Origin of the sequence: Mixta intestinalis (assembly GCF_009914055.1) — a bacterium.
GTDB lineage: Bacteria > Pseudomonadota > Gammaproteobacteria > Enterobacterales > Enterobacteriaceae > Mixta > Mixta intestinalis.
This window is the reverse complement of the sequence record NZ_CP028271.1, coordinates 3,530,205-3,542,711: the sequence shown is the minus strand read 5'-3', so window position 1 is coordinate 3,542,711 and position 12,507 is coordinate 3,530,205. Positions and strand designations below refer to the sequence as shown.

At 51.2% G+C, this 12,507-nt stretch carries 9 protein-coding genes; 4 read left to right on the top strand and 5 right to left on the bottom strand.

From position 1 onward, the window contains the following. The first annotated feature begins 211 nt into the window (after positions 1 to 211). A complete protein-coding gene (gene rpmE / locus C7M51_RS16360; RefSeq protein ID WP_104958924.1) occupies positions 212 to 424 on the top strand; it encodes a 50S ribosomal protein L31 in 213 nt (70 codons plus the stop codon). A gap of 93 nt (positions 425 to 517) precedes the next feature. On the opposite strand, the gene metJ is transcribed toward rpmE, so the two are convergent. Further along, on the bottom strand, positions 518 to 835 hold the full coding sequence (gene metJ / locus C7M51_RS16355; RefSeq protein ID WP_038629044.1) for a met regulon transcriptional regulator MetJ: 318 nt from the start codon (positions 833 to 835) through the stop codon (positions 518 to 520). A gap of 276 nt (positions 836 to 1,111) precedes the next feature. On the opposite strand from metJ, the gene metB reads away from it, so the two are divergent. Together metB and C7M51_RS16345 are read left to right on the top strand one after the other, a co-directional pair. Further along, positions 1,112 to 2,272, top strand: coding sequence for a cystathionine gamma-synthase (gene metB, locus C7M51_RS16350; RefSeq protein WP_160622688.1), 1,161 nt, complete (start codon positions 1,112 to 1,114; stop codon positions 2,270 to 2,272). A gap of 3 nt (positions 2,273 to 2,275) precedes the next feature. Continuing rightward, positions 2,276 to 4,711 carry a bifunctional aspartate kinase/homoserine dehydrogenase II gene (locus tag C7M51_RS16345; RefSeq protein ID WP_160622687.1) on the top strand — a complete coding sequence of 812 codons (2,436 nt, stop codon included), beginning with the start codon at positions 2,276 to 2,278 and terminating at the stop codon, positions 4,709 to 4,711. Between the two features lie 68 nt (positions 4,712 to 4,779). Here the strand turns inward: C7M51_RS16345 and C7M51_RS16340 are convergent, their stop codons facing one another. The 4 genes from C7M51_RS16340 to C7M51_RS16325 all read right to left on the bottom strand — a co-directional run bounded on the left by C7M51_RS16340 (position 4,780) and on the right by C7M51_RS16325 (position 11,041). Continuing rightward, positions 4,780 to 6,525: a hypothetical protein gene (locus tag C7M51_RS16340; RefSeq protein ID WP_160622686.1), complete on the bottom strand. Its 1,746-nt coding sequence runs from the start codon at positions 6,523 to 6,525 to the stop codon at positions 4,780 to 4,782. Positions 6,526 to 6,592: 67 nt separating this feature from the next. Next, positions 6,593 to 7,951: a TolC family outer membrane protein gene (locus tag C7M51_RS16335; protein WP_160622685.1), complete on the bottom strand. Its 1,359-nt coding sequence runs from the start codon at positions 7,949 to 7,951 to the stop codon at positions 6,593 to 6,595. A 3-nt stretch (positions 7,952 to 7,954) separates the two neighbouring features. Further along, complete coding sequence (locus C7M51_RS16330; protein WP_160622684.1) at positions 7,955 to 9,292, bottom strand: HlyD family type I secretion periplasmic adaptor subunit; 1,338 nt, start codon at positions 9,290 to 9,292, stop codon at positions 7,955 to 7,957. A gap of 30 nt (positions 9,293 to 9,322) precedes the next feature. Continuing rightward, positions 9,323 to 11,041, bottom strand: a complete 1,719-nt coding sequence (locus C7M51_RS16325) for a type I secretion system permease/ATPase (RefSeq protein WP_160622683.1) — start codon at positions 11,039 to 11,041, stop codon at positions 9,323 to 9,325. 514 nt (positions 11,042 to 11,555) lie between these two features. Between C7M51_RS16325 and metF the strand changes: the two genes are divergently transcribed. Continuing rightward, positions 11,556 to 12,458 (top strand): methylenetetrahydrofolate reductase, encoded by a 903-nt coding sequence (metF, locus tag C7M51_RS16320; RefSeq protein WP_160622682.1) that lies wholly within the window; start codon positions 11,556 to 11,558, stop codon positions 12,456 to 12,458. Positions 12,459 to 12,507 lie beyond the last annotated feature (49 nt).

Here is a 12,507-nt window from a genome sequence, read left to right as displayed (position 1 = left end):
TATCCGTAAAAAGAGTTGGACGGCGTAGTGTACACTGTGTCGCCATAAATGTGCGGATTCGATTGCACAGGGCGGTTATTTTCTGTATAGTTTGCCGCCTTTGATGCAAAACAGCGTATCAAAAATCACCAGAATTTTTAATCCACGTGTGGTGCCGGCGCAGGTTTTTCCTGGCGCGGGAGAGCGACACGGCCTTTACTGAGGTTATCCCATGAAACAAGGTATTCATCCTAACTATGTTGAAATTACTGCAACTTGTTCTTGCGGTAATGTGATCAAAACCCGTTCTACCGTTGGTCACGATCTGAACCTGGACGTGTGCGGTAAATGCCACCCGTTCTACACTGGTAAACAGCGTGTTGTTGATACCGGTGGTCGTGTTGAGCGCTTCAACAAACGCTTCAGCATCCCGGGCAGCAAATAAGTTTCCCGGCAGACGCTACCCTGGTTTCAGCGGAGCGGATGCAAGAAAAAACCCAGCCTCGGCTGGGTTTTTTTATGGGCGAAACAGACGGAATTAATATTCCCAGGTATCGGGATCTTTCCCCAGTTCACGCATGATTTTCTTCGCCTCTTCCGGGATTTCATCGCTGCGTTCCTTACGCAGATCAACGTCGTCCGGCAGCGGCTGGCCGGTAAAAGCATGCAAAAATGCTTCGCACAGCAGTTCGCTGTTGGTGGCGTGACGCAGGTTATTGACCTGACGGCGCGTGCGTTCGTCTGTCAGAATTTTTAATACCTTCAGCGGAATAGACACGGTAATTTTTTTAACCTGCTCGCTCTTCTTACCATGCTCAGCATAAGGGCTGATATATTCGCCATTCCATTCAGCCATGAGTTACCTTAATTATTAAAAGTGAAAGTGCTGGAAATCAGCCAATTATGCCCGATCTTTCCACGTCTCACTAATTAAAGTCAGCATTTAACAGCAACTCTGCCGGTTTAGATAAGACGTTTTACAGCGGGGCAATGACCTGCAATTTTAGCGGTTATTGCGCCTTTGCTCAATCTATACGCAAAGACATTTAGATGTCCAGATGTATTGACGTCCAGAAGCGAAATGTTATCCTGTGAACCTTCTTTTCAGGCCCTTTCAGGAACAGTAAGCACCATGACGCGCAAACAGGCAACTATTGCAGTACGTAGCGGTTTGAATGATGACGAACAGTATGGCTGCGTTGTCCCGCCAATCCATCTCTCCAGCACCTATAACTTTACTGATTTCAATCAGCCACGTGCCCATGACTATTCGCGCCGTGGTAATCCAACGCGCGACGTAGTGCAGCGGGCGTTAGCCGAGCTGGAAGGCGGCGCTGGCGCGGTGATGACCAATACCGGCATGTCGGCGATTCATCTGGTTTGCACGCTGTTTCTGAAGCCTGGCGATCTGCTGGTGGCACCGCATGACTGCTATGGTGGTAGCTATCGTCTGTTTGATAGCCAGAGTAAACGCGGCGCGTATCGTGTGAAATTTGTTGATCAGGGGAATGCCGAAGCATTACAGGCTGCGTTGGCAGAAAAACCGAAGCTGGTGCTGGTAGAAAGCCCCAGTAATCCCTTATTGCGCGTGGTGGATATCGCCGCCATCTGTACCGCTGCACGTGCCGTCGGCGCGGTAAGCGTGGTGGACAACACTTTTCTGAGCCCGGCGTTACAGAATCCGCTGGCACTGGGTGCCGATCTGGTGCTGCACTCCTGTACCAAATATCTTAATGGCCACTCTGACGTAGTGGCGGGAGCGGTAATCGCCAAAGAAGCTGAAGTCGCGACGGAGCTGGCATGGTGGGCGAATAATATCGGCGTGACCGGTTCTGCTTTTGACAGCTATCTGTTGTTGCGTGGCATGCGCACGTTAGGCCCGCGCATGGCGGCGGCGCAGCGTAACGCGTTGGCAATTATTGATTATCTGAAGCAGCAGCCGCTGGTGAAAAAGCTGTATCATCCTTCCCTGCCGGAAAACCCAGGTCATCAGCATGCCGTGCGCCAACAGCGCGGTTTCGGCGCGATGCTAAGTTTTGAGCTGGATGGTGATGAAGCGCGCCTGCGCCGCTTCCTGAAGGCGCTGGAATTATTTACCCTGGCGGAATCGCTGGGGGGAGTAGAAAGTTTAATTTCCCATACCGCGACCATGACCCACGCCGGGATGTCAGCGGAAGCGCGAGCGGAAGCCGGTATTTCCGATACCCTGTTGCGCGTATCTGTTGGGATAGAAGATCACGAAGATTTAATCGCCGACCTGGAGCAGGCATTCCGGGCGGCAGTCGAGGATTAAGAGATGAGTATTTCAGCCACAGCGGGCGCGCCGAACAGCAGACAGCTGCATAAATTTGGCGGCAGTAGCCTTGCTGATGTCAGCTGCTACCAGCGTGTTGCAGGCATTATGGCCGATTACAGTCAGCCGGGCGATCTGATGGTGGTTTCTGCCGCTGGCAGTACCACTAACCAGCTGATCGGCTGGCTGAAGCTGAGCCAGAGCGATCGGCTGTCGGCGCATCAGGTACAGCAAAGCCTGCGTCGTTATCAGTCCGATTTAATTAAGGGCTTGCTACCTGCGGAAATTGCCCAGCCGCTGCTGGCGCGCTTTATCCAGGATCTGGAATATCTGGCCGGGCTGTTGGACGGCAAGATAACCGACGCAGTCTATGCCGAAGTTGTCGGGCACGGCGAGGTTTGGTCAGCGCGCCTGATGGCGGCGGTGTTGCAACAGCGCGATCTGGAGGCCTGCTGGCTCGACGCCCGCGATTTTCTGCGTGCTGAGCGTGCGGCACAACCGCAGGTTGATGAGGGAAAGTCCTGGCCTCTGCTACAACAGCTGATGGCGCAACACGCACACCAGCGCCTGGTGGTTACCGGCTTTATTTGCCGTAACGATGCTGGAGAGACGGTATTGCTGGGGCGTAACGGTTCTGACTATTCCGCTACCCAAATTGGTGCGCTGGCGGGCGTTAGTCGCGTAACTATCTGGAGTGATGTGGCAGGCGTTTACAGCGCCGATCCGCGTAAGGTTAAGGATGCCTGCCTGCTGCCGCTGCTGCGTCTGGATGAAGCCAGCGAGCTGGCGCGCCTGGCAGCACCGGTGCTGCATGCCCGCACCTTACAGCCGGTTTCCAACAGCGATATCGATTTGCAGTTGCGCTGTAGCTATCAGCCGGAGCAGGGATCGACGCGCATTGAACGTGTGCTGGCCTCTGGCACCGGTGCCCGTATTGTTACCAGCCATGATGACGTTTGTCTGATTGAGATCGCGGTGTCGCCGCAGCACGATTTTGCGGCCCTGCATAAAGAAGTGGATCATCTGCTGAAGCGTGCACAGATTCGTCCGCTGGCAACCGGCGTGCACAGCGATCGCAGCCTGTTGCAGCTCTGCTATACCTCTGAAGTTGTTAATAGCGCGTTTGAACTACTGCTGGAGGCGGGCTTACCAGGCCGTCTTCAGCTACGTGAAGGGTTGGCGCTGGTGGCGCTGGTGGGTGCTGGCGTAAGCCGTAATCCGCTACACAGCCATCGCTTCTGGCAGCAGATCAACGATCAGCCGGTAGAGTTTATCTGGCAGTCGGAAGAGGGCATCAGCCTGGTAGCGGTGCTGCGCGTCGGCCCGACGCAGCATCTGGTTCAGGGGCTGCATCAGTCGCTGTTCCGCGCCGAGAAACGCATCGGCCTGATGCTGTTTGGCAAAGGCAATATCGGTTCGCGCTGGCTGGAACTGTTTGCCCGCGAACAGAAAAGCCTTTCCGCCCGTACCGGCTTTGAATTTGTGCTGGCGGGGGTGGTGGATAGCCGCCGTAGTCTGTTGAGCTATGACGGGCTGGATGCCAGTCGTGCCATGGCCTTTTTTGAGGATGAAGCGGTTGCGCAGGATGAGGAGTCGCTTTTCCTGTGGATGCGTGCGCATCCTTATGATGATTTAGTGGTGCTGGACGTAACCGCCAGTGAGTCGCTGGCTGAGCAATATCTCGATTTTGCCAGCTACGGCTTCCATGTGGTGAGCGCAAACAAAGTCGCTGGTGCATCAGGCAGCCATCGCTGGCGTCAGGTGCGCGATGCTTTTGCCAAAACCGGACGCCACTGGCTATATAATGCAACGGTTGGCGCAGGTCTGCCGGTCAACCATACGGTGCGCGACCTGCGTGAAAGTGGCGACAGCATTCTTTCTATCAGCGGTATTTTTTCCGGCACGCTCTCCTGGCTGTTCCTGCAATTTGATGGCACGGTGCCTTTTAGTGAGCTGGTGGATCAGGCCTGGCAGCAGGGGCTGACCGAACCCGATCCGCGTGTCGATCTTTCCGGGCAGGATGTTATGCGCAAGCTGGTGATTCTGGCACGTGAGGCGGGTTACGATATCGAACCCGATCAGGTACGCGTTGAGTCGCTGGTGCCCGCGGGTTGCGAAAGCGGTTCCGTCGATCATTTCTTTGAAAACAGCGATGCGCTGAATGAGCAGATGCTGCAACGCCTGGAGGCGGCGCAGGAGATGGGGCTGGTGCTGCGCTATGTCGCGCGCTTTGATGCTAACGGCAAGGCGCGCGTTGGTATTGAGGCGGTACGTCCTGAACACCCGCTGGCGGCGCTGCTGCCCTGCGATAATGTGTTTGCAATTGAGAGCCGCTGGTATCGCGATAATCCACTGGTCATTCGCGGGCCGGGTGCCGGGCGCGACGTGACGGCGGGAGCGATACAGTCTGATATTAACCGGCTGGCACAGCTGCTGTAATACAGTCAGTAAAAAACGGGTGACTGAAATCACCCGTTTAGTCTTTCCTCTTCAGTCAGATGGTGCGCTTAAGCCAGTACAAACTGACTTTCATGCAGCTGATCGAGCGTGACGCCCACCAGCGTGATGCTGCCCGCATCGCAGGTGAACTGTACGCCGTTCTCACACTCCGACAGGTAATCCAGATAGCTGCCGTTGGCGGTGGTCTGTGTGTTAGCCATAAACGCCAGCTTGTCGTCCTGGCCGAAGCCGTAAACGGTTTTATTGCCGATATCGTTGCCGGTCAGCAGAATGGTGTCGTCGCCGCCGTTGGTATAAATGACGTCATCGCCGCTCTGGCAGACAAACACGTCGCTACTGCGGGAGCCGTGCATAACGGTGTCCTGAGCAGAGCCTACCAGCCAGCTGGTCTGGTCAACGTAGAAGCCACCGTTTTCCGGCGCGAAGATTTCGCCGCTTTGTTCGGTGCTGGCGTGTACCGAGTTGGCGTAAGTGAGGGAAAGCTTGCCGTCCAGGGTCAGCCCCTCGTTGGTCACTTCATAGGTGAGATAGTTGTCCCAGAGGAACCAGTAGGTTTCTTTGATCGCCTCGACGTCATGCAGCAAAGTAATACCGCCGTCGGCCCCCTTGATGGCGAGGATGCCGTTGGAAATTTTGGCAATGGAGGTTTTGCTGATTTCACCCTGCAAATCAAACAGGTCATAGCCCGCGCCGCCATCGATAACGTTAAAGCCGCCCGCATCGCGGAAGACGTCGTCACCGGCAAAGCCTTCCAGATAATCCATACCTTTGCCACCGGCGATCAGGTCGGCTTTATCCGAGCCAAGAATAAAGGTAGGGCCTTCGTGCGGCAGTGCTTTATAGTTTAAATCCTCTACCCAGGTTGTCTCCCGCAGTTTATCAGAAAGTTGTGCAGTAATAACGGTAGAGTTTTTGTCGGTAATATCGTAATAAATTGATTTGCTAATAGCATTAATGGCATTCATATACCATTTAGGATTGTGGCCTCCCTGCCAGGCAACTAGGTTTAATAGCGATAAAATATCATTTTTTATATAGTGGTCATTAAAGGCGACGATATTATTCGTGCAGCTTTCTTGGGGTTTATCATGAACGTTAAAGCTATCAGGAGAGATGCTATCACCATCTAACACGCGGAAAATCGGATCGTTTTCCAGACCGATATTCAATACTTTATCATCCAAACGGTTTTGTGTCGGCGAAGAAAGGGAGACATACACTGAATCTTCATAAAAGCCTTTCCAGTGTCCCATACTAGATGCGCTTGCCATGCTATTAACGCTCATTCCGCCCATGCTTAGGCCGGTAACAATGATATCTTTTCCCGACAGACCATTTGCCTGAGCAAACTCACTTACTTTTGTCAGTAAATCGTTAAAGGCAGCGAAAATATAGCCGTCAGCGCTGCCTTGATAACTTAATGCGACTCCGACATTGGTCAACATATCCATCAGGAAATTGCTCGTCCAGTCTTCTGCATCATGCGCGGTGCCGGTACCCCAGTAGCTGAGGCCGATACTAGTTAGCTTTCCATCATTATCATATTTGCCAAGTACACTAACTTCTGAGGTAGCAAGCAATAGATTTTCACCGTAAAACTGATTATAGCCACCGGTCTTACCGCTGTAATTAATATCTTCTGCGGTTATTACTTTCCAACCCAATTCGCCTGAGTATTCCTGAAAGCTCTTCTCCCATATTGCACTGGAATAGGATTCCCAGTTGAAAGTCGTTAACGCCATCAGGTCATCAATATCGTCTTTATTAAAATTACTATGATTAAATATTCCCATAAAAATTCCTTTTATTAGAGAAGGTGTGAGGTATTTTTTTACTACGGGTATTACATTTACAGCGTAATCATTGTGAAAAATAAGCGGCGATAACTTTTAATTTTTCAGGCGTAAGCTGACCGGAGTAATAATTCAGCATTAACCAGGCGCGCATATGCTGATATTGCTCATTAAGTAAATTCAGACGCGTGCTGTAGAGCTGATATTCCGCGTTGAGTAAGTCCATATTGGTACGTTGACCAGCCTTAATACCTTTTTGGGTAGCCGTGACCTGAACTTCTGCTGCCCTGACAGCCTGCTGGTAGGCTCCCAGGCGCTGGCTGGCATGGTGGCACTGGACAAAATAGCTATGCAGATTGTTTACGGTATCGTTGATGCTTTTTTCTAAATCAAACTTACTTTGGTTGTAGCGTGCATTGGCCTGTCTGACGGCGGCACGGCTGTAGCCGCCGGTATAGAGCGCGTAATTAAGTTGGATACCGACGCTGCTACTGTCATAGCGCTGATCGATGGTGGTATCGCTGGAAGAGTGACTGATGCTGTGTGAAACATAGAGCTGAACGCGCGGGAAAAAGCCGCCGCGCTGCTGTTCGCGATGATAAAAGCTAATCTGCATTTGCTGTCTTGCCGCCGCCAGTTCCGCATTTTCCTTCAGAGCCATCTGCTGCCATTGCTTAAAATGGGCAGGTAATAACGGGATCGGCTGGAAAGGGCCAGATATCAGCTTATCGAGCTGAGCGAGGTTAGTTATCGGTTGCCCGATTAGATTTTCCAGCGCTCTGTGCGCCTTATCCTGTTCATCCTGTGCCGTAAACAGCTCCGCCGCAGTTAGCGCAAGACGTGATTCTGTTTCAGCAATCTCGGTAACCGTGCCTTCACCGGCATGCAGCCAGCGGCGGTTCTGCTCAAGCTGCTGTTGTAGCGTAGCCTGCTGCCGTTCGGCCAACACCACTTTTTCCTGCGCGGCAATGAGATCCAGGTAGCTGTTAACCACCCGTACCGCCAGTTCCATAAAGCTGGCGCGCCATTGATCGTTTGCCATGAGCGCCTGCGCGACACCCAGCTGATAACCAGCCCACGCTTCATAATCAAAGAGAGGCTGCGTCAGCATCAATGAGCCGCTTTGCGACTGATAGTGGCGATGCGTTGTTACCTTTTCCATCTTAGGATTCAGCAAACTTTTACGCTGTGGCACTTCAGCGGTTTGCCAGTTTCTTAAGCCGTTCTGGTAAGAAAGATTAAGAGAAGGCAGCAGGCCCGCACGCCCCATCGCCTTATGTTCTTCACCAGCATTTTTCTCTTCAATTGAAGCGCGAAACTGCGGATCCTTTTGCTGGGCGAGCGCATATATCTCCACAATGCCAATCGCGTGGGCTGACAGACAGAAACCGCAGCAAAACAGGAGTATCATTAGGTTTCGATACATTGTTTATTCCTCGGTCAGGGCAGTGGAGGTACGATCCCACACGGGCTTGAAGAGATAGCTCAGCAGCGAACGAGATCCGGTTTTGATTAACACCGCAACCGGCATACCGGGCCGAATATCTTCATGTCGCAGCAGCGCCATACCCTCATCGCTGACGGTAATCTGTACGGCGTAATAGGGCTCGCCGCTTTTTTTATCGATAAGCCGGTCAGGCGATACCAGAGTGATATGCCCCGGAATAACCGGTGTTCGGTTCTGATTGAGCGCGGTAAACATCATATTAACCGGTAGCCCAGAGGTCACTTTATCAATCAGATCGGCAGTTAGCTGGGCATCAACAATTAATGGCGTATTATCCGGTACAATTTCCATCAGCGTTTCGCCAGCGGAAAGAACGCTGCCCGGTGTTAATATTGAAAGTGCCATTACCGTGCCGGATACGGGTGACACAATATTGGTATGTTTAAGATCCTCTGCGGCGACTTGCATATTACTTTGATGTTCATTAATGCTGGCCGCGGCTTTTTCAAGCTGGGTATTAACTTCTTTATCGTATTCACGCTGTATTTGATCGATACGCTGCTCAATCTCATCTCTTTTTTTCTGATTAACGGCGATTTGCCCCATCAGTTCTTCTGCCTGACTCTGTGTATCGTGCTGCTGACGTTCTAATTCACGATAGCGATTAAGCGGCAGGAAGTGTTCCGCAACCAGGCTTTGCATATCATGCAATTGCTGTTGCAGGCTGGTATTAAGTTTGCGCTTCAGTACCAGGGTGCGTTGCAGGCTTTTTATCTGCTGCGTCAGGCCCGACAGCATATGTTGGTTGGTATTTACCTCGCTGAACAAAGCCTGCTGACGTGCGGTAAACAGCTGGTTTTGCAATGTGATAATCGCTTCTCCCTGTGACCGCCATGCTTCCTGATGAAGCGCGGCGGGATAGCGCGGCGCGGTCTGCTTATCCCGTTCCGCTTCCAGCCTGGCAACGGTAGCCAGCGCGGAAAGATATTTATCCCGCGACTGTTCATAACGCGCCAGCGCAGCGGTGCGGCTTAATGCAATCAGGGGCGTATCGGCTTTTACGTTGTCTCCCTCTTTTATCCAGATTTTATCCACGATGCCATTAACCGGTGCCTGAACCGTTTTACGATTCCCTGAAACAATCACGGTGCCTGACGCCGTTACGCCTTTATCCAGCGGCGCAAAAGCAGCCCAGATGAAAAATCCGATAACGCCAATAAGAATGATGGCTAAACCCATACGCTGGTAATAATGCTCATCCTTCCCGTCATTCACGCTGTGTTCAGGCGTCGGGACAAAAAAATCTTTTTTCTGATCCATCAGTTAATATGATCCTGTTAATACGGCTTATTAAGCTTGCTGGGCGCTGGCATGAGCAGTTTTATTTTTTACGGTTGATGAGCTGATTAATTTATTTAAAACGGCAGGGGTGTCACCGAACTCTTTAACTTTTCCTCCCTGCAAAACCAGTACTTTATTAGTAAGCGCCAGCAGCTGCTTACGATGAGTAATCAGTACAACGGTGGTGTTGCGTTTTTTCATCGCGGCCAGCGCCTGTGCCAGCGCCAGTAAACCCATATCATCCAGGCTGGCGTCCGGTTCATCGAGAATAAGAAGTTTTGGATAGCCATACAGCGCTCTGGCTAGCGCGATTCGCTGTTTTTGCCCGCCGGACAGACCAATGCCGGTGGGTGTATCGTAACCTGCGGGTAAGCGCAGAATCATTTCGTGTACGCCAGCCAGCTTCGCGGCCTCGATGGTTTTTTCTGTATCAACGTCATTAAAGCGGGCAATATTTTCCGCGATGGTGCCGGGAAATATCTCCACCTCCTGCGCCAGATAGCCCAGGGATGGACCAAGCTGCTCGCGATTCCACTGCTGTATATCCGCACCGTCCAGGCGAATTGCGCCACGCGTAGGCAATTGTAGGCCAAGCAGCAGGCGTGCCAGCGTACTTTTCCCTGACGCGCTGGGGCCGATAATGCCGACAATATCGCCCGCCGCCAGCCTGAAGCTTATTTCATGCAGCACATTTACTTCGCTGTTATGTAGCGAGGCCAGCGTCAGGTTCTCAACCGAAACGTTGCCTTCAGGCGCGGGCAGCTGCATCTTTTCAGCGTCAGGGGTATGTTGAGAAAGCAGCGCTTCCAGACGAGTCAGTGCGTTCCAGGTGTTTCCCCACTGCTTCCAGGCGGCAATGAGCTGCTCTATCGGTGCCAGAGCGCGTCCAAGCAGTATTGAACCGGCAATCATCATTCCCGGCGTTAGCTGTCCATCGAGCGCCAGCCAGCCACCGGCTCCAAGAATCAAGGACTGCAAAGCCATACGGACAAAACGAGTAATTGATGTCAGGCGTCCGTTATATTCACTGGCCTGGTGCTGTAACTGAATAAATTTTTCATGAAGCGCCCACCAGCGCCGCTGGAAGTTAGGCAATAGCCCCATTGCTGCAATCGTTGAGGTATAGCGAAACGTGATACCTGCGGTATTACCGGAGAGGTGGGACATTTTTCCTGCCTCTTTCATGGGCTGCTGGATGATTTTATGGTTAATCGCCGCCAGAGCGATTAGTAATAGCGCCCCAACAAGTGAAAACAGGCCCAGCCATGGGTTAAAAAGAAATATTACCAGGATAAAAACTGGAAACCACGGGGCATCGATAAAAGAAAAAATAGCGTTACCGGTGAAAAACTGTCTTACCGTTGTCACATCGCTTAAATAATTCTCAGCATTTTTATTTTTCTGTTGCATGTTAGCGGCAAAGGCCGCCTGATAAACGGCCTGACTCAGGCTACGATCGATCTTCTTGCTAATATTAACTGCAATCATACTGCGGCAATATTCCAGCAACGCGACGGCCCCTAATGCTCCAAGAATCATAATTGTTAGCATCAGCAACGTCATTTCGTTACGAGAGGGTAATACCCGATCGTAAACTTGTAGCATATAGATAGAAGGTGACAAAATTAACAGGTTTATCAGCGCTGAGAAAAAGATAACGGAATAGAGCGTGGTTCGATGATGCTTAAAAATGGTAAAAATAAAAGTTATGGCTGGTGATATCGGCATGCGGCTTCTTCCCTGGACGGCTGATAAAATAAAAATGTGGTAACAGGCAAAGATATTCCATTCTCTGCACAATGATTTTTCTGTTTATGATAAACATGAGAACAATTCAGTTTATATTATCAATTAATTCCATTGCTCCAGAGCTTTTACTTGTTGCTATCTCCCTGCATAACTAACAAAGTAAAATTGTCTTTTTGTTTAAATACTCATTTCCTCAGGTTAAACAATTGAAAACAAATATTCAATGATTAGTTTGTAAACAAAAACAGAATAAGCGCCTACAAAAAGAACCATATCTTTTGTTTGGGCGGACGCCTCTTTATCGTCAGGGGTGGCGTTGGAGGTGATGTAACTTTTTCATCAGCCATGAAAGAAAATCATTGGGTTCCGGCTGCTTTTCAATTGACAACAAAGTGTACAACACGCATCTTATAGCTATGTGGACGTCTATACGTTTAGATGTGTAAGGGCGAGCCAGCGTAACCACTTAGAGATTGATTAAGGTAGAGCGGACATGAGTTTCTTTCACGCCAACCAGCGCGAAGCGCTGAACCAAAGCCTGGCAGAGCTGAACGGGCGCATTAACGTATCTTTTGAGTTTTTCCCGCCGCGCACCAGTGAAATGGAAGAAACGCTGTGGAACTCTATCGATCGTTTGAGCAGCCTTAAGCCGAAGTTTGTTTCCGTTACCTATGGCGCGAACTCCGGCGAACGCGATCGTACCCATTCGATTATTAAAGGCATCAAAGATCGCACCGGGTTGGAAGCTGCACCGCATTTGACCTGTATCGACGCCTCACGCGACGAGCTGCGCGCTATTGCGCAGGATTACTGGCATAACGGTATCCGTCATATCGTTGCGCTGCGTGGCGATCTGCCACCGGGCGGCGGCAGGCCAGAGATGTACGCTACCGATTTAGTGGCGCTGCTGAAAGAAGTGGGGGATTTTGATATATCCGTTGCCGCCTATCCTGAAGTACATCCGGAGGCCAAAAGCGCCCAGGCCGATCTGATCAATCTGAAGCGTAAAATTGATGCCGGTGCCAGTCGTGCCATTACGCAGTTCTTCTTCGACGTAGAGAGCTATCTACGCTTTCGCGATCGCTGCGTTGCGACAGGTATTGATGTGGAGATCGTGCCTGGCATTTTGCCGGTATCTAATTTTAAACAGCTACAGCGCTTTGCCGCGATGACAAACGTGCGGGTTCCGGGCTGGATGAACAGTATGTTTGAAGGGCTGGATGACGATGCGGAAACTCGCAAAATGGTGGGGGCTAACGTGGCAATGGATATGGTAAAAATCCTCAGCCGCGAAGGGGTAAAGGATTTTCACTTCTATACGCTGAATCGCGCAGAGATGAGTTACGCTATCTGTCATACGCTGGGGGTTCGCCCTGCGACAGCGCTGGTTGCCTGATTTTCATCCTGCTGTCAGATTAATAAAAAAGGCTCATAACCTGGCGGGT